20 protein-coding genes and 2 tRNA genes are annotated in these 19,868 nt (G+C 71.0%); 17 read left to right on the top strand and 5 right to left on the bottom strand.

Annotated elements, in window-relative coordinates; genetic code table 11:
* Positions 1 to 16: 16 nt before the first annotated feature.
* The 10 genes from KSO98_RS01230 (at position 17) to KSO98_RS01185 (ending at position 8,444) form a co-directional block, all read left to right on the top strand.
* On the top strand, positions 17 to 1,183 hold the full coding sequence (locus KSO98_RS01230) for an ROK family protein (protein WP_225282946.1): 1,167 nt from the start codon (positions 17 to 19) through the stop codon (positions 1,181 to 1,183).
* Positions 1,184 to 1,211: 28 nt separating this feature from the next.
* Positions 1,212 to 2,609 carry an amidase gene (locus KSO98_RS01225; protein WP_225282945.1) on the top strand — a complete coding sequence of 466 codons (1,398 nt, stop codon included), beginning with the start codon at positions 1,212 to 1,214 and terminating at the stop codon, positions 2,607 to 2,609.
* A 73-nt stretch (positions 2,610 to 2,682) separates the two neighbouring features.
* Positions 2,683 to 2,755, top strand: a tRNA-Thr gene (locus KSO98_RS01220).
* Between the two features lie 57 nt (positions 2,756 to 2,812).
* A tRNA-Met gene (locus KSO98_RS01215) sits at positions 2,813 to 2,889 on the top strand.
* Between the two features lie 36 nt (positions 2,890 to 2,925).
* On the top strand, positions 2,926 to 3,096 hold the full coding sequence (gene rpmG / locus KSO98_RS01210; RefSeq protein WP_225282944.1) for a 50S ribosomal protein L33: 171 nt from the start codon (positions 2,926 to 2,928) through the stop codon (positions 3,094 to 3,096).
* A 149-nt stretch (positions 3,097 to 3,245) separates the two neighbouring features.
* The gene (locus KSO98_RS01205) at positions 3,246 to 3,647 is read left to right on the top strand and encodes an FAS1-like dehydratase domain-containing protein (protein WP_225282943.1); all 402 of its coding nucleotides are present in this window, start codon (positions 3,246 to 3,248) and stop codon (positions 3,645 to 3,647) included.
* Entirely contained in the window at positions 3,644 to 4,036 is a 393-nt protein-coding gene (locus tag KSO98_RS01200) for a MaoC/PaaZ C-terminal domain-containing protein (RefSeq protein WP_225282942.1), read from the top strand. Before KSO98_RS01205 ends, KSO98_RS01200 begins: the two co-directional genes overlap by 4 nt.
* Positions 4,029 to 5,096, top strand: coding sequence for a UDP-N-acetylmuramate dehydrogenase (locus KSO98_RS01195; protein WP_225282941.1), 1,068 nt, complete (start codon positions 4,029 to 4,031; stop codon positions 5,094 to 5,096). Before KSO98_RS01200 ends, KSO98_RS01195 begins: the two co-directional genes overlap by 8 nt.
* Positions 5,097 to 5,219: 123 nt before the next feature.
* A complete protein-coding gene (locus KSO98_RS01190; protein ID WP_225282940.1) occupies positions 5,220 to 6,638 on the top strand; it encodes a glycoside hydrolase domain-containing protein in 1,419 nt (472 codons plus the stop codon).
* Positions 6,639 to 6,695: 57 nt separating this feature from the next.
* Positions 6,696 to 8,444, top strand: a complete 1,749-nt coding sequence (locus tag KSO98_RS01185; protein WP_225282939.1) for a glycoside hydrolase domain-containing protein — start codon at positions 6,696 to 6,698, stop codon at positions 8,442 to 8,444.
* Between the two features lie 2 nt (positions 8,445 to 8,446).
* Here KSO98_RS01185 and KSO98_RS01180 read toward each other — a convergent pair whose 3' ends face one another.
* Positions 8,447 to 9,391 (bottom strand): sulfite exporter TauE/SafE family protein, encoded by a 945-nt coding sequence (locus KSO98_RS01180; RefSeq protein ID WP_225282938.1) that lies wholly within the window; start codon positions 9,389 to 9,391, stop codon positions 8,447 to 8,449.
* 46 nt (positions 9,392 to 9,437) lie between these two features.
* Complete coding sequence (cysC, locus tag KSO98_RS01175) at positions 9,438 to 10,424, bottom strand: adenylyl-sulfate kinase (RefSeq protein WP_225282937.1); 987 nt, start codon at positions 10,422 to 10,424, stop codon at positions 9,438 to 9,440.
* Between the two features lie 31 nt (positions 10,425 to 10,455).
* Here cysC and KSO98_RS01170 point away from each other — a divergent pair, with 31 nt between their 5' ends.
* The 4 genes from KSO98_RS01170 to KSO98_RS01155 all read left to right on the top strand — a co-directional run bounded on the left by KSO98_RS01170 (position 10,456) and on the right by KSO98_RS01155 (position 12,734).
* Positions 10,456 to 11,388: an asparaginase gene (locus KSO98_RS01170; RefSeq protein WP_225282936.1), complete on the top strand. Its 933-nt coding sequence runs from the start codon at positions 10,456 to 10,458 to the stop codon at positions 11,386 to 11,388.
* Between the two features lie 91 nt (positions 11,389 to 11,479).
* Positions 11,480 to 11,872, top strand: a complete 393-nt coding sequence (locus KSO98_RS01165) for a helix-turn-helix domain-containing protein (RefSeq protein ID WP_225282935.1) — start codon at positions 11,480 to 11,482, stop codon at positions 11,870 to 11,872.
* Complete coding sequence (locus KSO98_RS01160) at positions 11,872 to 12,345, top strand: hypothetical protein (protein ID WP_225282934.1); 474 nt, start codon at positions 11,872 to 11,874, stop codon at positions 12,343 to 12,345. The genes KSO98_RS01165 and KSO98_RS01160 overlap by 1 nt, the downstream gene beginning before the upstream one ends.
* Before the next feature lie 104 nt (positions 12,346 to 12,449).
* Entirely contained in the window at positions 12,450 to 12,734 is a 285-nt protein-coding gene (locus tag KSO98_RS01155; RefSeq protein WP_225282933.1) for a DUF2516 family protein, read from the top strand.
* Positions 12,735 to 12,747: 13 nt separating this feature from the next.
* On the opposite strand, the gene galE is transcribed toward KSO98_RS01155, so the two are convergent.
* The gene (gene galE, locus KSO98_RS01150; protein ID WP_225282932.1) at positions 12,748 to 13,728 is read right to left on the bottom strand and encodes a UDP-glucose 4-epimerase GalE; all 981 of its coding nucleotides are present in this window, start codon (positions 13,726 to 13,728) and stop codon (positions 12,748 to 12,750) included.
* A 38-nt stretch (positions 13,729 to 13,766) separates the two neighbouring features.
* Between galE and KSO98_RS01145 the strand changes: the two genes are divergently transcribed.
* From KSO98_RS01145 to KSO98_RS01135, 3 genes are read left to right on the top strand one after another with little or no spacing between them, the layout of a single operon-like run.
* A complete protein-coding gene (locus tag KSO98_RS01145; RefSeq protein WP_225282931.1) occupies positions 13,767 to 14,552 on the top strand; it encodes an N-acetylmuramoyl-L-alanine amidase family protein in 786 nt (261 codons plus the stop codon).
* A complete protein-coding gene (locus KSO98_RS01140) occupies positions 14,549 to 15,106 on the top strand; it encodes a dihydrofolate reductase family protein (protein WP_225282930.1) in 558 nt (185 codons plus the stop codon). The genes KSO98_RS01145 and KSO98_RS01140 overlap by 4 nt, the downstream gene beginning before the upstream one ends.
* Positions 15,103 to 15,882, top strand: coding sequence for an enoyl-CoA hydratase-related protein (locus tag KSO98_RS01135; RefSeq protein ID WP_225282929.1), 780 nt, complete (start codon positions 15,103 to 15,105; stop codon positions 15,880 to 15,882). The genes KSO98_RS01140 and KSO98_RS01135 overlap by 4 nt, the downstream gene beginning before the upstream one ends.
* On the opposite strand, the gene KSO98_RS01130 is transcribed toward KSO98_RS01135, so the two are convergent.
* Entirely contained in the window at positions 15,875 to 16,630 is a 756-nt protein-coding gene (locus tag KSO98_RS01130) for a helical backbone metal receptor (protein WP_225282928.1), read from the bottom strand. The genes KSO98_RS01135 and KSO98_RS01130 overlap by 8 nt on opposite strands.
* A 30-nt stretch (positions 16,631 to 16,660) precedes the next feature.
* Positions 16,661 to 19,768 carry a fused isobutyryl-CoA mutase/GTPase IcmF gene (icmF, locus tag KSO98_RS01125; protein WP_225282927.1) on the bottom strand — a complete coding sequence of 1,036 codons (3,108 nt, stop codon included), beginning with the start codon at positions 19,766 to 19,768 and terminating at the stop codon, positions 16,661 to 16,663.
* Between the last annotated feature and the right edge of the window lie 100 nt (positions 19,769 to 19,868).

Genomic DNA, 19,868 nt, shown 5'->3' with positions numbered 1-19,868 from the left:
CCCTATGATCCCCGTCATGTCCGAAATGGCAACTGCTGGGGAGCTGCTGGAGCTGGTCCGCTCCGGTCAGGCCAGCACCCGCACCGACCTGCGCCGGATCACCGGCCTCTCCCGTACGGCGGTGGTCGCGCGCGTCTCCGCGCTGCTGGACGCCGGCCTGCTCCTGGTCGGCGAGGAGCTCGCCTCGACGGGCGGCCGCCCGCCGGGGGCGCTGGTGTTCAACCACGACGCCGGCGTCGTGCTCGGCGTCGCGGTCGGGCGCAGCCGCAGCCAGCTGGCGATCTTCGACCTGCAGGGCCGTGAGCTGGCCGGTGACACCCGCGACCACGGTGTCGGGATCTCCGCGCAGAAGCTGATGCCGATGCTCGCCGAGCGGCTCAAGACGATGCTCGCTGAGGTGACGGTGCCCGTTCTCGGGATCGGGATGAGCCTCCCCGGTGTGGTCGACCCGCAGCGCTGCGTCAGCGTCGACTCCCCGGTCATGGGCGGCTGGGACGGCGTCGAGCTGGCTCCCTACTTCGCCGAGGTCGCCGACGCTCCGCTCTTCCTCGCCAACGACGCGGACGTGCTGGCCTACTCCGAGATGTTCGGCCCGGGGGAGAAGCCCCGCAACGCGCTCATCCTCAAGGCCTCGACCGGCCTCGGCCTGGGCGTGATCGCCGACGGCCAGATCCTCACCGGCGCGATCGGCGCAGCGGGCGAGATCGGCCACACCCGCCTCGACGCTGCAGGAGACCTGCCCTGTCGCTGCGGGTCCAACGGCTGCCTCGAGACGATCGCCGCCGGCTGGGCGATGACCGCGAAGCTGGTCTCGTCCGGCGTCCCGGCCGGTCACGTCCGCGACCTCGTCGCCGCGGCCCTCGCCGGCGACGCGGTGGCCCGCGGCCTGCTGCGCGAGTCCGGGCGCCACGTCGGTGAGCTGCTCGCGATCGCGATCAACCTGCTCAACCCCGAGGTCGTGGTCGTCGGCGGTGACATGGGGCAGGCGTTCGATCTCTACACCGCGGGTCTGCGCGAGAGCGTGTACGCCCGCTCCACCGCGCTCGCCACGCGTGAGCTGCGCTTCGTGCCCTCGATCCACGGCGACTCGTCCGGCCTGGTCGGCTGCGCCGCCCTCGCGATCGACCACATCCTGGCGCCCGGCAGCGTCGACCAGCGCCTCGGAGAGATCTCCGATGAGTGAGCACTGATTCGCGGGTAGCGTGACCGGCATGTCGCGCTTGCATGCCTTCACCGATGACGCCCTCGGGTCGCTCGACGCGGTCGGCGTCGCCGAGGCGATCGCCGCAGGGGAGATCAGCGCTCCTGAGGCCCTGGAGGCCTCGATCGCGCGCGTGCAGCAGGTCGACGGCCAGCTCCACGGCATCGCGCTGGAGATGTACGACCGCGCCCGTGAGCTCGCCGCGCACCCGCGCGCAGGCTATTTCAGCGGCGTGCCCACCCTGATCAAGGACAACGTCGACCTGGTCGGCTTCCCGACCCAGAGCGGGACCGATGCGTACGTCGCCTCCAACGCCCGGCGTACGGGCGACTTCGCGCACATGTTCCTCAAGACGGGCGCCATCCCGATCGCCAAGAGCCAGCTGTCGGAGTACGGCTTCTCCGGAGCCGCCGAGCACCCCCGTCTGGGCGCCGTGCGCAGCCCGTGGGACACCGATCGCATCGCCGGCGCCTCGTCGGCCGGCTCCGCGGCCCTGGTGGCGGCCGGGGCGGTCCCGTTCGCCCACGGCAACGACGGTGGCGGCTCGATCCGCATCCCGGCGTCGGTCAACGGTCTGGTCGGTCTCAAGCCGAGCCGTGACCGCGTCGCCCAGGACGCGCTCTTCCGGCTGCTGCCCCTGCGGATCGTCTCCGACGGCGTGCTGACCCGCACGGTGCGTGACACGGCCGCGTTCCTGCGTGAGGCGGAGCTGATCAAGCCCGCCGGCGGCCTGCGTCCGATCGGCGACATCGGCGGCCCGAGCCGGCGCCGCCTGCGGATCGCGGTCTGCACCTCCGCCGATGGCCGCTCCGCCAGTCCGGAGGTCACCGAGCTCACGCTCAAGACCGCGGGCCACCTGGAGGAGCTCGGCCACCGCGTCGAGCAGGTCGACCCGCCGGTGCCTGCGGGCATCGGTGTGGACTTCATCACGTACTGGAGCCTGCTCGCGAACCTCATCGTGCGCAGCGGGGCCACCCATGGCCCGACCTGGGATCCGCTCAAGCTCGACAACCTCACCCTCGGACTCGCGCACTACTCGACGCGCAGCGTGCGTCGCCTGCCCGGCGCGATCCGCCGCCTGCAGCAGGCACGGGTCACTGCGGAGGAGTTCCACCAGACGTACGACGTGATCCTCACGCCCACCGTGGCGGCCGAGACGCCGCTCGTCGGCCACTTCGACCCGACGCAGGACTTCGAGGAGATCCTCGAGCGGCTGATGGCCTGGGTCTCGTTCACGCCGTGGCAGAACATCACCGGTCAGCCGGCGATCTCCCTGCCTCTCCAGACGACCGCGTCCGGGATGCCGCAGGGGATGATGTTCGGGGCGGCCACGGGGTACGAGGGGCAGCTCCTGGGGCTCGCCTACGAACTGGAGGAAGAGCTCGGTTTCGCGTCGATCCAAGCGTGAATCCGGGCCGATCCGGGGTGGACGGCCCTCGATTTGGCACGGCGTTGAGGGGTCTGTACTGTTCTCGTCGTTCGCCCCTTTAGCTCAGTCGGCAGAGCGTCTCCATGGTAAGGAGAAGGTCTACGGTTCGATTCCGTAAAGGGGCTCTGGGTAAGAGGAAGCCCGCCGGAGGGATCCGGCGGGCATTCCTCATGCCTTGCCCTGGCGGGGTAGCTCAGGTGGTTAGAGCACACGACTCATAATCGTGGTGTCGCGGGTTCGAGTCCCGCCCTCGCTACCAGCATCTCGCAGACAGTTTCGACCGAAGGACTCCATCATGGCCAGCAAGAGCAGCGACGTTCGCCCGAAGATCACTCTCGCGTGCGTGGAGTGCAAGGACCGCAACTACATCACGAAGAAGAACCGTCGGAACGACCCCGACCGTCTCGAGCTCGCGAAGTTCTGCCCGCGCTGCCGCTGCCACCGCGCGCACCGCGAGACCCGCTGAACCCTTCGTTGGTCGAGAGGGGCCGCTAGGCCCCGTCTCGTAACCACCGCACGACCCTGGCCGGCGACGGTCGGGGTCGTTGCGCATTTTTCCGGCCGCATCCCGGAGCCCATTTCTGGGACCCATCGGTAACCGTTAGCGTCGCGGTCATGGATCCCGCCATCGTCGACCGGACGTTCGCCCCGGTCGGGCCCTACGTCGTCTCGGCGGCCAAGGTCGCCGAGTTCGCCACCGCCACCCAGTGGCGCGGCGCCGGCGTCCCGCCGACCTTCCCGATCCTCCTGCTCAACGACGCGATGCTGGCCTTCCTGGCCGACGTCGGCGCCTCGCTCGAGCGGATCGTGCACGGCGAGCAGCGCTTCGCCTACCAGCGTCCGATCGTGGTCGGCGACGAGCTCACCGCCACCCTGCGGGTGGCGAGCCTGCGCGCACTCGGGGGTGCCGACGTGATCGGCACCGTCTCCACGATCACCGACGCCTCGGGGCAGGTCGTCTGCGAGGCCAAGGCCACGCTCGTCCACAGCGGCGCCACCGAGGAGGGTGCAGCATGAGCGCGGAGACCCCGTTCGAGCCGCAGCGGTTCACCCTCACCCGCGCCGACCTCGTCCGGTACGCCGGCGCCTCGGGCGACTTCAACCCGATCCACTGGTCCGACCGCGTGGCCGGCGCTGTCGGCCTGCCCGGCGTGATCGCGCACGGCATGCTCACCCTCGGCCTGGTCGGCTCCGCGATCGCGGCCTGGACCGGCGACGCCGAGGTCGTCGAGCTGGGCGCGAAGTTCACCGCCCCGGTCGTCGTACCCGATGACGACGGCGGTGTCGTGGTCGAGGTCGCGGCGACGAAGGTCAGCAGCGACAATGGGCTCATGACGATCGCGATGGAGGTCCGCTGCGGAGACGCCAAGGTGCTCGGGATGCCGAAGGCGACCGTGCGTGCCTGAGTCTCTCCGGGACCACACGACCCTGCGCCTCGGCGGCCCCGCGCGCGACTGGGTGGTGGCGCAGACCGAGGCCGAGCTGATCGAGGCCGTCTCCGCCGCCGACTCCGCCGGCGAGCAGGTCCTCATCCTCGGGGGCGGCAGCAACCTCGTCATCGCCGACGACGGCTTCGACGGCACGGTCGTCGAGGTCGCCACCCGCGGCATCGCGGCCGACGTCGACGGCCCCGACGGCGCGTCCTGCGAGATCGGAGCAGGCCCGGACGATCCCACGTGCGGCGGCGCGATGGTGACCGTCGCCGCAGGGGAGCGGTGGGACGACTTCGTCGCGCACGCCGCCGCGCGTGCGTGGATCGGCGTCGAGGCGCTCTCCGGCATCCCGGGATCGGTCGGCGCCACCCCGATCCAGAACGTCGGCGCGTACGGGCAGGAGGTCGGCCAGACCATCGCCCAGGTGCGGGTCTGGGACCGCACCCTGCACGGCATCCGCACCTTCGCCGCCGCCGACTGCCACTTCTCCTACCGGCACTCCCGGTTCAAGGCCGACCCCGATCGCCACGTCGTCCTCAGCGTCACCTTCCAGCTGCGCCAGGGCACCCTGGGCGAGCCGATCGCGTACGCCGAGCTCGCTCGCGCCCTCGGCGTCGAGGTCGGGAAGCGTGCACCGCTCGCCGCGGTCCGGCAGGCGGTGCTCGACCTGCGCCGCGGCAAGGGCATGGTCCTCGATGAGACCGACCACGACACCTGGAGCGCGGGCTCGTTCTTCACCAACCCGTTCGTCGACGCCGAGCAGCTGCCCGAGGGCGCCCCGGCCTACCCGCAGGCGGACGGCACCGTGAAGACGTCGGCGGCGTGGCTGATCGAGCAGGCCGGCTACGGCAAGGGCTACCCCGGCTCCGGGCCGGTGACGCTCTCCACCAAGCACACGCTCGCGCTGACCAACCGGGGCGACGCGACCACCGCGGACCTGCTCGCGCTCGCCCGCGAGATCCGCGACGGCGTACGCAAGAAGTTCGGCATCGAGCTGGTCAACGAGCCGGTGACGGTGGGCGTCGCCCTCTGAGATGAGCCGCGGCCGATCCCTGGGTCCACAGCAGTAACTCAGGGCGTCGATAGTGTGCTTGACAGGTGTATAGGGCACCGTGGGATCACATCTCGGAACCCCGGAAGGACCTGCTCCGTCCTCATGCGCCCCAGCACAGCCGTCGCTACCGCCTGCCTGATCGGCCTCGGTAGCGCGACCCTCGCCCAGCCCGCCTTCGCCGCCGGACCACCCGCTCCGGCGCCGGGCGCCCACCTGATGATGGACACCGCCTCCGCCCCCTCGCTGGCCACCGTCCAGGCGTGGCAGGCGAAGTCCCCCTACTCCGCGATCGGCGTCTACATCGACGTCGACACGGACGTCGACGATCGCTACGACAAGGTCCAGGCCAACCTGACGCCGTCGTGGGTGGCGGCCGTCCAGCACGGGGGCTGGCACGTGCTGCCCATCTACGTCGGTCGGCAGGCGCCCAACAAGTGCACCAGCCGTACGTTCCACTACATCAACGCCGACCCGACCAAGGCGGCCGCCCAGGGGCGCGCCGCCGCGGACGATGCCGACTCCTCGGCCCGGGCGCTCGGCCTCAGCGCGGGCGCACCGATCGTCCTCGACATGGAGGCCTACACCGCCGGCTGCGCCACCAAGGCGATGCAGGCGTTCTTCGGCGCCTGGACCACGCAGCTGCACGCGCATGGCCGGATGTCGGCGATCTACGGCTCGCGCAACAGCACCATCGCCGACGTCGCCTCGCTCGGCTCCCACGGCTTCGCCACGCCCGACTCCGTCTGGGTCGCCACCGCGAGCGGGAAGGCGCAGACCACCTCGCTGCCGCCGCTGGTCGACGGCACCTACCGGGGCTACCGGCTCAACCAGTTCAACCTGGGCGTCACGCGCAGGTACGGCGGCGCCTCGTTGAACATCGACGAGAGCGCGGTCGACGACTACGTCTGGGACACCACTGCGCCGGCACTCTCGATGGGGACGCTCGCGCCCGCCGTGGCCCGCGACCGGGTCACCGTGACCTGGTCCGCCACCGACGGCGGTGGCAGCGGTGTCGCCCGCTACCAGGTCCGCAGCCGCCACGCCGCCTTCGGCCGGCGCTCGGGTGCCTGGAGCAAGGTCTCGACCGTCTACGCGCCCCATCGCCGGATCTCGCTCTCCGGCGGCCAGCAGGCCTGCCTGCAGGTCCGCGCCATCGACCACGCCGGCAACGTCACCCACTGGCACAAGGCCTGCACGGCGCGCTACCTCGACGACAAGGCCCTGCATGCCGGCAAGGGGTGGCGCCACCTGCGGCTCAAGGCCGCGTACGGCCACTCGCTCTCGGTCGCGCGCGCCAAGCACCGCGAGCTGACGGCGGGCCGCATCCTCGCGCGTTCCGTCGGCGTGCTGCTGGGTGGCGACGGCACCGTCGAGGTCCGGATCGGCGGTCACGTGGTCGGCCGGGTCTCCGGCCGCGGTCTGCACTGGCTCCAGCTGGCGCGCCAGCGTCACGGCGTGCTGCACCTGCGCACCGTCTCGCGCAAGCGGGTCGCGATCGACGCCGTCGTCGTACGCCACTGAGCGGAGGACACGAGCAAACTCCCTGCCAGTCTTAACTTCCGGAGTTACCCTCACAGGGTGTCTCGGAGGTGGATCGGCGCGGTCGCGCTCTCGCTCGCAGTCGGTGGTGTGCTGGCTGCGTCGCCGGCGCATGCCACGACGATGGTGAATCCGGGCCCGAGCCCGAGCGCGCGGGTGACAGCGTCGAGTGCGGTGCACGACGAGATGGCCGGCTACACCCTCACGGTCGCCGGGTTCCAGCCCGGCACCGACTCCGTGACGCTCGCGATCACGGTGAACGGCGCGCCCTACGCCCTGTCGTACGACAGGACCCGCAACATCACCGAGTCCGGGACAGGGTCGTGGTTCTGGCCGTGGACCTCGGGTGATCCGTACGGCACGTACGCCTTCACCTTCACCGACGTCGCGAAGCACACCGCCACCGCCACGATCGCCATCAACCACACGCCGACCGCGCCGCGCGCGGCCGCCGGCACCGGGCTGATGATCGACACCGCGACGGCCCCGTCGCTGGAGACCGTCGACGCGTGGCGCGCGGCCGGTGCCCCGTACTCCGCGATCGGGGTCTACATCCCGACCGACCCCGCTGTCGACAACCGGCACGACAAGGTGCAGAGCAACCTGCTCAGCTCCGGCTGGGTGAGCGGCGTGCAGGGCGGCGCCCGGCCGTGGCACGTCGTGCCGATCCACGTCGGCCTGCAGGCCCCGGACGGATGCCAGTCGGGGCGCTTCGTCGGGATGGACCCGATCCCTGAACAGGCCGCGAGCCAGGGCAAGGCTGCTGCCGAGAGCGCCGCGACGACCGCCGGACAGCTCGGCATCGCGCGCACCTCGCCGATCATGGCCGACATCGAGTCGTACACCGCGGGTTGCGCGGGCGCCATACGCGCCTACCTCGGCGCCTGGAGCGCACGGCTGCACGCCCTCGACTGGCGCGCCGGCGTCTACGGCAGCACCAAGTCGGTCGTGCCGGACCTCGTCGCCGCGCGCAGCGCCGATCCGACCTATGTCCTGCCCGACGTGATCTGGGCGGCGACCGACAACCGGCTGCCTTCGACCAGCGTCCCCGGGCTCTCCTCGGAGCCGTGGAAGATCGCGAACCAGTACCTGCTGGGCGTGCAGCGCACCTACGCCGGCATCGCCGTGCCGGTGGATGAGACCTCGTTCGACTGGTCGATCTGGGACACGGCCGCACCGACCGTGTCGGCGGTCAGCGGCTCCTGGCTGACGCGTGCCACGAGTGCCGCGTTCACCTGGTCCGGCTTCGACGCCGACTCCGGCGTCGCCGGTTACGAGCTGCGCAGCAGTCGGGCGCCCCGCGGTCGGAAGCCCGGTCCCTGGAGCGGAGCCTCGACGATGGCGAGTGCCGCTCAGACGCGCACCGCGCTCAAGCCCGGCGAGGGCGTCTGCATCGAGGTGCGCGGCGTCGACCGGGCCGGCAACCGCTCCGCCTGGAGTCGACCGTCGTGCAGTGCCCGGCTCGCCGATGACCGCGCCGCGAAGGCGGGCGCCGGCTGGAAGAGGTCCCGCCACGGCGGCGCGTACGCCCACACGCTCTCGACGGCCTCGAGGAAGGGCGCCGTGCTGACCCTCGGTCCCGCGACCGCGGGCAGCCGCCTCGGCGTCGTCCGCAGCGGCCGCGGACCCCTCGCCGTCAGGGTCGACGGCCGCAAGGTCGGCGTCCTGGGTGGCACCGGCATCCGCGCGCTCACCGTGCCGCGCGCCGGCAAGGTCACGCTGACCACCGCGACGGCGAAGAAGGTCACGGTCGACGCGTACGTCCTCGCGGCCGAGCCGCGAAGCTGAGGTCAGCGTTCGGCGGGTTCCCTCACGTCCGGACGGTCGTGCCGCCAGGCGCCGGAGTTGTTGTCGAAGGCCGGGATGCCGCGAGTCTGGCGGATGAAGCCCCAGGCCAGCGGGCCGAGCAGGAGCATCGCGCCGGCGATGATCAGCAGCGCGTCGGCGCCCGCGCCGAGCATCTTCGCGCCTGACATGGTGAGCACGATGACGATGCCGCGGCGGATCACCGACTGGGAGACCCAGCGCGCCATCCGCGAGCCGAGCAGCGTGCCGGGGGAGCCGCCGAGGATGAGCGGGATGAGCACGGCCCACTCCACGCCGTGGTTGAGCACCTGGCCGACGGCCGCGGAGAAGACCAACGGCACGGCCTGGACCAGGTCGGTGCCGACGAGCTTCACCGCGGACAGCGTCGGGTAGAGGAGCAGCAGCGCGATCATGATCACCGAGCCGGAGCCGACCGAGGTGATGCCCACCAGCAGACCGCCGACGGCGCCGATCGCGATCGTCAGCACGGGGCGGATCTTCGGCTCGGTCTCGGGAGCGGTGTTCCCGCTGGTGACCAGCCGCAGCTGGAGGTACATCCGCAGCGTGTACGTGGTCGCGGCGAAGAGCAGCGCGTACCCGAGGGCGGTCTTGAGGAACGCCTCCTGGTCGCCGACCCAGCGCGTCACGAACGTGCCGAGGAACGCGAACGGCACCGACCCGACGATCAGGTAGCCCGCCAGCCGCAGGTTCGGCGATCCGTGCCGCCAGTGCACGGCCGCGCCGACGGACTTGTTCACCGAGGCCGCGACGAGGTCGTTGGCGACGGCGGTGGTCGGGTTGATGCCGAGCAGGATCAGCGCAGGCGTCATCAGCGCCCCGCCGCCCATGCCGGTCAGGCCGACGACGATGCCGATGCCGAAGCTGACGAGCAGCACTTCCAGCGCCGACGTGGTGAGGAGATCGTGCACCCTACGACTTCTCTCGTTTGTCGAGTCAGTTTGTTGGATCCAGAGACTAACGCAGGTCCAGGTATCCGGCCGCATGCAGCGCAAGCACCACGTCGTCCAGGGCGGCCTCGATCGTGCGGCCGGTCGTGTCGACGCGTACGTCAGCGTCCTGCGGCTCCTCGTACGGCGAGGAGATGCCGGTGAACTCCGGGATCTCCCCGGCGCGGGCCTTGGCGTAGAGCCCCTTGCGGTCGCGTCGCTCGCACTCCTCGAGCGGCGTCGCGACGTGGATCAGGAAGAAGGCGCCGCCGGCCTCCTGGACATAGCCGCGCACGTCCTGGCGGGTCGCGTCGAACGGCGCGATCGGGCTGCAGACGGCGACGCCCCCGTGCCGCGAGATCTCGGCGGCGACCCAGCCGATCCGGCGGATGTTGGTCTCGCGGTCCTCCTTGGAGAACGTCAGCCCGGCCGACAGGTTGCGCCGCACCACGTCACCGTCCAGCGAGGTGACCGTGCGCTCGCCGGTCTCGAGCAGCTTGTCCATCAGCGCGCGCGCCAGGGTGGACTTGCCGGATCCGGACAGGCCGGTGAAGAAGAGCACCAGGCCCTGCTCACCGCGCGCCACCGCCGGCGCGGTCACGTCTGCGACCAGCGGGTTCCCGTACGCGGCGAGGACCTGCTCGCGGCGGGCGTCGTCGGCCGCCAGCGGCACGGCGACGACGTCACCGTGAGCGGCCAGCGCCTCGCGCAGGACAGCCGGGCGATCCGCGACGCCGCCGACGAAGACGACCGTGAAGCCTTCGGGGTGCTGCTCGCGGGCCTCGGCCGGCGTCAGGTAGAGCCGGCGGAACGGCCCGTACGCAGGCCGGGCGAGCTGCGTGACCTCACCGCCGGCGGTGACGCGAGCGAGGGGGAGACCCTCGGCGTCGACCAGCTCGGCCTCGGTCATGCCGTCGGGCAGGGCGATCGCCAACGGGCCCGGCAGGGCTCCGCCGAGGATCAGCTCGAGGTCGTCGAGCTCGCGGGCGGTGGGATGGATCTGAGGCGTCGGCACGGCCGAAAGTCTCCCACGTACCCTGGTCGCCATGTCCGTGCCGCTCGTCGAGATCATCCGCTCCGGCTTCGTGGAGGGCCACCACCACGGCTCGGTGGTCGCCTTGGCCCCTGACGGGTCCGTGGAGTGGTCGCTGGGTGACGCGACCGGCCAGATCCTCCCGCGGTCGGCGAACAAGCCCCTGCAGGCGCTCGCCATGCTCGGCCTCGGTCTCGACCTCGAGCCCGAGCTCCTCGCGCTGGCCTGCTCCTCACACAGCGGCGAGCAGATCCACCTGGATGGCGTGCGGCGGATCCTGTCGGATGCGGGACTGGCCGAGATGGCCCTGGGCAACGTCGCCGACTATCCCCTGGCGCCCGAGATCCGCGACGCATGGATCCGGGACGGCCGCGAGCCGAGCAAGCTGGGTCAGTGCTGCTCGGGCAAGCACGCGGCGATGGTGGCCACCTGTGTCGAGCGCGACTGGCAGCTCTCGGGCTACTTCGAGCCCGACCACCCGCTCCAGCTCAGCATCCAGCGGCGCTTCGAGATGCTCACCGGCGAGCCGGCCCAGGTCGCCATCGACGGCTGCGGCGCCCCTGTCCTCTCTGCCTCCCTGGTCGGGCTCGCCCGCGCCTATCAGCTGCTCGCCCTGGCCACCGACGGGGATGCGTGGCGGGTGGCTGAGGCGATCCGCCGCCACCCGGAGATGGTCTCGGGCACGACCCGCGACGAGTACCGGCTGCTCTCGGCGATCCCCGGAGCGATCGGGAAGTTCGGTGCCGAGGCGGTGTACGTGGTCGCGCTGCCCGACGGGCGCACGGTCGCGCTGAAGATCGACGACGGTGCCGAGCGCGCCCGGCCGGTGGCGATGGCGGCCGCACTCGCCCGGCTGGGCATCGACTCCGAGGAGGTCGCCGCCACCGGGCGAGCCCTCGTATACGGCGGGGGCGTCGTCGTGGGCGAGCTGCGCGCCACCTTCTGAGTCCCCCTCCGACCTGCCTTTTTACCCATGTGATGCACGTCGTGCTTGCTCTGCTTGCAATCTGCTAGCAATTGCAAGCAGGATGGTGCCCATGGTCAAGAGCATGGTCGGCAAGACCGTTGGGTCCTTGGGGGACTACCTCCGAGAGCAGCGGGTCGCTGCGCAGCTGTCGCTGCGTCAGCTGGCCGACCAGGCCGGTGTCTCCAACCCGTACCTCAGCCAGATCGAGCGTGGCCTGCGCAAGCCCTCTGCCGAGGTCCTGCAGCAGATCGCCAAGGCCCTGCGGATCTCCGCGGAGCAGGTCTACGTGCGTGCCGGGATCCTCGATTCCGACTCGGAGCGTGGCGGCTCGGTGGAGGCCGTGGTGATGGCGGACACCCGTTTGACGGAACGACAGAAGCGGTCCCTGCTCGATGTCTACGCGTCGTTCCTCGCCCTCAACAATCGCGTCGCTGACGACGCGGAGACTCAAGGAGAAATCTGATGCCGAAGCTCGAGCTGCCCAAGATCGAGATCCCCAAGGTGGAGCTGCCCAAGCTCGCCGACCTCAAGAAGGTCGAGCTCCCGAAGCTCACCCAGCTCCGCAAGGTGGAGCTGCCCAAGGTCGAGCTGCCGAAGTTCGCCAACCTCCGCAAGATCGAGCTCAAGAAGATCGAGCTGCCGAAGTTCGACCTGCCCAAGGTCGAGCTCCCGACCGTCGCCGGCGTGAAGTCGGCCGTGACCTCGCTCGACGCCAAGACCGTCGTCGCCAAGCTCCGCGGCCAGAAGGCTGCCCCGGCCAAGCCGGCCGTCGCCAAGCCGGCTGCGGCCAAGAAGGCTCCGGCCACCAAGACCGCCGCCAAGAAGGCCCCGGCGACCAAGCCCGCCACGGCCACCGCCACCAAGGCTCCGGCCGCGAAGAAGGCTCCGGCCAAGAAGGCCCCGGCCGCGAAGAAGGCTCCGGCCCCCAAGGCCTGATCCAGCCACACTGACACGCAGCGGCAACCACGCAGCGGTACGAAGCGAAGGCCCCACGAGCACTGCTCGTGGGGCCTTCGTGATCTCCCAGTAAGGTGAACCCCATGGGAGGCGTCTTCGCGGTGCAGAGCACCATCATGCTGCTGGTGAACCTGGCCATTCTGGCCGTCACCATCTTCGCCTTCGTCGCGAGCCTCATGTACTCGGCCGAGGCCTACCGTGCCGCCGGCAAGTGGAGCAAGCAGGGCTGGTCCATCGTGCTCGGCCTCGGCGTGGTGCTGCAGTTCGTGCCGCTCAGTCAGCTGATCAGCATCGCGATGCTGATCGCCGCCCTGGTCTTCCTGGCCGACGTACGGCCCGCGCTCAGCTCGCTCACGCGTCGGCGCTGAGCGCGCGCCGCGCTCAGGCGCCGGGGTAGTCGGCGCCCGCCGCCTGCCGAGCGGACCACGCGGAGGACACCATGTCGTGCAGGGTGTGGCGCATCTTCCATTCCAGGTCGCGCGTGGCCAGCTCGCCGGTCGCGACGATCCGGGCCGGGTCGCCGGGACGGCGCGGGTGGATCTCGGGGGTGAAGTCCACGCCGGTGACGTCGCGGATCGTGTCCATGATCTGGCGCACGCTGGCGCCCTCGCCGGAGCCGAGGTTGTAGACGGGCTCGAGCGTCTCGCCGGCGGCCAGCTTGCGAGCGGCCGCGACATGCGAGACCGCCAGGTCGGCGACGTGGACGTAGTCGCGCACGCAGGTGCCGTCGGGGGTGGCGTAGTCGTCACCGTAGATGCGCGGGGTGCGCCCGGTGGCCAGCGCGTCGAAGACCAGCGGGAAGAGGTTGTGCGGGCTGGTGTCGTAAAGGTCGTCGGAGCCGGATCCCACGACGTTGAAGTAGCGCAGGCTGGTGTGGCGCAGGTCGTGCGCCCGGGCGACGTCGGCGATCAGCCACTCGCCGATCAGCTTGGACTCGCCGTACGGGCTCTGCGGGTTCGTCGGCGTCTGCTCGGTGACCAGGTCGACGTCCGGGGTGCCGAAGGTGGCGGCGCTGGAGGAGAAGACGAGGCTCTTCACCTCGGCGGCGAGCATGGCCTCCAGGAGGGTGGCGGTGCCGGTCACGTTCTGGGCATAGGTGTGCAGCGGGCGCTGGACGCTCACGCCGGCGTACTTGAAGCCCGCGAGGTGGATGACGCCGGTGACGTCGTGCTCGCGCAGCGCCTGCTCGACGGCGTCGCGGTCGAGCAGGGTCGCGCGCACGAACGGCACGCCCTCGGGGACGAACTGCTCGAAGCCCGACGAGAGGTCGTCGAGGACGACCGGACCCATCTGAGCCTCCTGCAGCGCCGCGACGACGTGCGAGCCGATGTATCCAGCACCTCCGGTGACCAACCAAGTCATGCGGTGGAGCATAGGGGAGCGTGGTTAGGGTGGAGCGCGTGCCGTACGCCCTCATCGCCTGTGCCCTCGCCCTCGCCGGGATGCTGCCCGGTCCGGTGGGCGACGCTCCCGCGGACGCCGGCGCCGGGTCCGAACCGCTGGCGGGCCGGACGGTCGTGATCGATCCCGGACACCAGCTGGGCAACGCGCGGCACGCGTCGCGCATCAACCGCACCGTCTGGATCGGCAACGGACGCAGGCAGTGCAACACCACCGGGACCGCGACCGACGGCGGCTTCCCCGAGGCGACGTTCGCCTGGCGCGTCGCCCGGCGGATGGAGCATCGCCTCGAGGCCCTCGGGGCGCGGGTGATCATGACCCGCGACTCCAACAGCCAGGGCGCCTGGGGTCCCTGCGTCGACGAGCGCGGCCGCCGCGGGAACAGGGCACACGCCGATCTCAAGATCAGCATCCACGGCGACGGCAGCTACGCCCGCGGCGCGCACGGCTTCCACGTGATCTACGCGGCGGACCGCGGGCTCACCCAGGACACGTTCCGCCGCTCGCACGCGCTCGCGCTCGACACCCGGGCCGCGATGCAGCACGCCGGCTTCCGGCGGGCCACCTACATCGCCGGCGGTGACGGGCTCGACGTGCGCTCCGACCTCGGCACGCTGAACCTGTCGCAGATGGCCACCGTGATGGTGGAGTGCGGCAACATGCGCGACGCCGGCGACGCCGGCCGGATGCGCTCGAGCCGCGGCGAGGCCCGGTACGCCGGCGCGCTGGTGCGCGCGGCCCGCCACTACCTGACGCAGCACGACCGTACGGAGGCCGCAGGATGAGGACGCTCTTCGGCGACGGCACCTGGGACTGGCCCGAGGGCCCGTGGCTGCGGGTCAACTTCGTCGCCAGCGTCGACGGCTCCGCGCAGGGCAGCGACGGTCGCAGCGGCACGATCAACAACGAGGTCGACAAGCAGGTGTTCCTTGCCCTGCGGCGCACCTCGGACGTGATCCTGGTCGGGGCGGGCACGGCGCGGGCCGAGGAGTACAAGCCCTCGAAGACCCCGATCGTGGTCGTCGGACACTCCCTTCCGGTGCTGCTCGAGGGCGCCGACAACGTCCGGCTGGCGTCGGGGCCGTTGCCGCAGATCATCGAGGGCATCCGTGCCGAGGGGCACCGCCGGATCCTGTGCGAGGGCGGCCCGACCCTCCTCGCCGGGCTGCTCGAGGCCGACCTGGTCGACGAGCTGTGCCTGACCACGACGCCGCAGCTGGTGGGCGGCCCGGGCAAGCGGCTGGTCGACGGTGCGCCGCTCGACGTACGGCTCACGCTGTCTTCCCTGGTGGAGGCCGACGGGACGTTACTCGCGCGTTGGCTAGTCTCCCGTGGGTGACTGACGACCTGCTGATCGAGCGCCGCGACTCCGGGAACGGGGACCACGGCTCCGTGGTGTCCGTGACGTTCAACCGCCCCGAGAAGTTCAACGCCTTCACCCGTGGGATGTACCTCCAGCTGCGCGATCTCTTCCTCGAGCTCGCCGCCGACGAGGACGTGAAGGTCGTGGTCCTGCGCGGAGCCGGTGGGAAGGCGTTCGCGGCCGGCAACGACATCGAGGACTTCCTCGCCCAGGACCAGGTGCCGTACGAGGCCGAGATCCGGTCGATGTTCGACGCGCTCTTCGCGCTGCCGCAGGTCACGATCGCCGCGATCGACGGCGTCTGCGTCGGCGGCGGGCTCGCGATCGCCACGCACTGCGATGTCCGGATCGCGACGCCCCACTCGCGTTTCGGCTACCCGATCGCCAAGACGCTCGGGAACGCGCTGTCGTCGCCGGTCCTCTTCCGTTGCGCCGCCGTCTTCGGCGAGGCGGTCACCCGCGAGATGCTGCTCACCGCCCGGCTCCAGTCCGCCGAGCGGGCGTACGGCGTCGGGGCACTGACCGCCGTCACCGAGACGCTGGACGACACGCTCGCCGAGCTGGTCTCCCAGATCCTGCCGCTCTCGCGGGTGACGATCCGGACCACGAAGCAGCAGCTCGGCTTCCGGGCGTCGGTCTCCGAGCCCATCCCCGACGGTGAGTACGAGCGGCTCACCGCCGTCTACAACGGCCCCGACTTCGCCGAGGGCGTCCGCGCGTTCCTGGCGAAGGAGCGTCCCAGCTTCAGCTGATCGCCAGGTCGGCGGCCTCGACGAGGCTCGGGCCGTACCACGTGATCAGCCGCCCGCTGATCAGCTCCGTGGCGGTGGCGCCGAAGGCCTCCGGGCCGTCGTCGGCGGTGAAGCGGTACGGCTCGTCGGGCAGCAGCACGACGTCGGGCGCGGCGGCCTCGATCTGCTCGACGCCGATGTGGGGATAGCGGCCGGGTGCGTCGTCGAACACGTTGGCCCAGCCCAGGCGGCGCAGCAGATCGCCGGTGAACGTGTCGGCGCCGATGACCATCCAGGGGTCACGCCAGATCGGCACGGCGACGCGTCGGGTGGTCGGGCGCGGCGGTCCGCACCACAGCTCGCGAGCCGTGCCGAGCCACGCCGGGCGATCCCATCCGAGGCCGTCGAAGAGCCGCTCCATCGAGGCGATGGCACCGGGGACGGTGCGGATGTCGGTGACCCAGACCGGGACGCCGCCCGCTCGCAGCCGGCGTACGTCGAGCTCGCGGTTCTCCTCCTTGTTGGCGATCACCACGTCGGGGGCGAGCCCGACGATGGCGGCCACGTCCGGGTTCTTCGTTCCTCTGACCCGCGTGCAGGCGAGATCCGCCGGGTGCGTGCACCAGTCCGTCGCGCCGACGATCCGATCGGGCGCGACCGACGCGAGGGCCTCGGTCAGGGAGGGGACGAGCGAGACCACCCGCCTCGCCGGCCGGCGGATCGGCCGATCGGCGGGGACGGCCCCGTCACTCGACGGGGAGGAGCTCATCATTCGACCGGATCGACGCCATCACCCGGCCTAGACGTTGCGGCGATAGGCGCCGCCCACCTCGAAGAACGCCTCGGTGACCTGCCCCAGGGAGCAGACCCGTGCGGCGTCCATGAGCGCGGCGAAGGTGTTCTCGCCGTTGACGGCCGCCTCCTTGAGGCGGGCGATCGCCGCGGCCGCGTCGTCGCGGTGCGCCTCCTGGAAGGCCTGCACCCGCGCGAGCTGGGACTCCTTCTCGGCCTCGGTCGCGCGGGCCAGCTCGAGATGGGCCTCGACCGGCTCGGCATCGGGTGCCCGGAAGGTGTTGACGCCGATGATCGGCAGCTCGCCGGAGTGCTTGCGGTGCTCGTAGAGCATCGACTCGTCCTGGATCCGGCCGCGCTGGTAGCCGGTCTCCATCGCACCCAGCACGCCACCGCGCTCGCTGATCCGCTCGAACTCCGCCAGCACCGCCTCCTCGACCAGATCCGTGAGCTCGTCGAGGACGTACGAGCCCTGCAGCGGGTTCTCGTTCATCGCCAGCCCCCACTCGCGGTTGATCACGAGCTGGATCGCCAGCGCCCGGCGCACCGAGTCGGCGCTGGGGGTGGTGACGGCCTCGTCGAAGGCGTTGGTGTGCAGGCTGTTGGCGTTGTCGTAGATCGCGCACAGCGCCTGCAGCGTGGTGCGGATGTCGTTGAAGGCCATCTCCTGCGCGTGCAGGCTCCGCCCGGACGTCTGGACGTGGTACTTCAGCTTCTGGCTGCGTTCTCCTGCACCGTACTTGTCGCGCATCGCGACCGCCCAGATCCGTCGCGCGACCCGGCCGATGACGGTGTACTCGGGGTCCATGCCGTTGCTGAAGAAGAACGACAGGTTGGGCGCGAAGTCGTCGATCGCCATCCCGCGCGCGAGGTAGGCCTCGACGTACGTGAACCCGTTGGCGAGGGTGAACGCGAGCTGCGTGATGGGGTTCGCCCCGGCCTCGGCGATGTGGTAGCCGGAGATGGAGACGGAGTAGAAGTTGCGCACGCCGTGCTCGATGAACCACTCCTGGATGTCCGCCATGCAGCGCAGGGAGAACTCGGTGGAGAACAGGCAGGTGTTCTGGCCCTGGTCCTCCTTGAGGATGTCGGCCTGGACCGTGCCGCGCACCGTCGCGAGCGCCGTGGCCGCGTCGATCCCGCGCTCGGCGGCCTGGTCGAGGACGGTGGTCAGGAAGTACGCCAGGATCGTCGGGGCCGGGCCGTTGATCGTCATGCTGACGCTGGTCGAGGGCGAGAGCAGGTCGAAGCCGTCGTAGAGCGCCTTCATGTCCTCCAGCGTCGCGATGCTGACGCCCGAGGTGCCGACCTTGCCGTAGATGTCGGGTCGCTCGTCGGGGTCGCGGCCGTAGAGGGTGACCGAGTCGAAGGCGGTGGAGAGCCGGGTGGCGGGCTGGCCCTCGGACAGCAGCTTGAACCGGAGGTTGGTCCGGAACGGGTCGCCCTCGCCGGCGAACATCCGCGCCGGGTCCTCGTCGGCACGCTTGTACGGGAAGACGCCGGCGGTGAACGGGAACGCGCCGGGAAGGTTCTCGCGGCGCCAGTACCGGACGAGCTCGCCGTGATCGGTCGTGCGGGGAACGGCGACGCGCGGCACCCGGGTGCCGCTGAGCGAGATCTTGCCGGCGTCGGCGGCGTACTCCTCGACGGTCTTGGGCCACGACTCGATCCGCTCGTGGACCGCGGCCGGCACGTCGCTGTGCGCCTTCGCCGCGGCCGTGCCGACGTCGATCGAGTCCATCTCGCCGGCGACGGTGGCGTAGGCCTGGGCGCGGCTGGCGAGGGCGGCGAGCCGCTCGGTCTCGGCGTGGTACGCCCGGACGGTGTCGGTGATCTCGGCCAGGTAGCGCACCCGCTCGCCCGGCAGCACCGGGCGGATGCCGCTCGAGTGCCGCACGCTCACCGGGGCGAGCGCGCCGGGCTCCTCCACCGGCAGGCCGCGCCCGGCCAACAGGCCGCGAAGGTGCTGGTAGAGCGCGGTGACGCCGTCGTCACCGAAGGTCGCGGCCGAGGTGCCGAAGACCGGCATCTCCTCGGGTGCGGAGCTGAACGCCTCGCGGTTGCGGACCAGCTGCCGGCTGACGTCGCGCAGGGCGTCGAGGGCGCCGCGGCGCTCGAACTTGTTGATCGCGACCGCGTCGGCGAAGTCGAGCATGTCGATCTTCTCCAGCTGGCTGGCCGCCCCGAACTCCGGCGTCATCACGTAGAGGCTGACGTCGACGTACGGCACGATCGCGGCGTCGCCCTGCCCGATCCCGGGGGTCTCCACGATGATCAGGTCGAAGCCGGCGCTCTTGACCGTGTCGATGACATCGGTGAGGTGCTCGGGCACCTCGTGCGCGCCGCGGGTCGCCAAGGAGCGGTAGAACGTCTGCTCGCCCAGGGCGTTCATCCGGATGCGGTCACCCAGCAGGGCCCCGCCGCCACGACGCCGGGTCGGGTCGATCGCGAGCACGGCCACCCGCAGCCGGTCGGCCTGGTCGGTGCGCAGGCGGCGCAGCAGCTCATCGGTGAGCGAGGACTTGCCGGATCCGCCGGTGCCGGTGATGCCCAGGACGACGGGACCGGTGGTGGGCTCGGGGGGATGGGGAAGGCGGCCCTGCTCGGCGGCGGTGATCGCGCGAGCGAGGGCGAGCCGGTCGCCGGCCCGTACGGCCTCGAGGTCGGCGCCGTGCTCGGCGAGCAGATCGTGATCGAGGTCGGCGACGACGCTGTTGATCATCCCGACCAGGCCGAGCCGTTGCCCGTCCTCGGGGGAGAAGATGGTGACCCCCGACTCGCGCAGCCGGGCGATCTCGGCGGGGATGATGACGCCGCCCCCGCCGCCGACGACCTTGATGTGGCCGGCGCCGCGCTCGCGCAGCATGGCGACGAGATACTCGAAGTACTCGACGTGACCGCCCTGGTAGGAGGAGATCGCGATCCCGTGCGCGTCCTCCTCGATCGCCGCCTCGACGACCTCGGCCACCGACCGGTTGTGCCCGAGGTGGATGACCTCGCAGCCCTGGGACTGGAAGATCCGCCGCATGATGTTGATCGCGGCATCGTGGCCGTCGAAGAGCGCGCTGGCGGTCACCACACGGACGTGGTGCTCGGGCGTGTGCAACTCGGTCATGGCGCTCCCCGTCAGAATTAGTTGGATGTCCTAGTAATAGATACTAGGACATCCATGCAATCTTTGCGACCAGGATGGCGCTACCGTCGTCCTCCTACCC

Source organism: Nocardioides nematodiphilus (assembly GCF_020216525.1).
Lineage (GTDB): Bacteria > Actinomycetota > Actinomycetes > Propionibacteriales > Nocardioidaceae > Nocardioides > Nocardioides nematodiphilus.
Note: the sequence above shows the minus strand (reverse complement) of the source record. Positions and strands in the feature narration are given on the sequence as shown.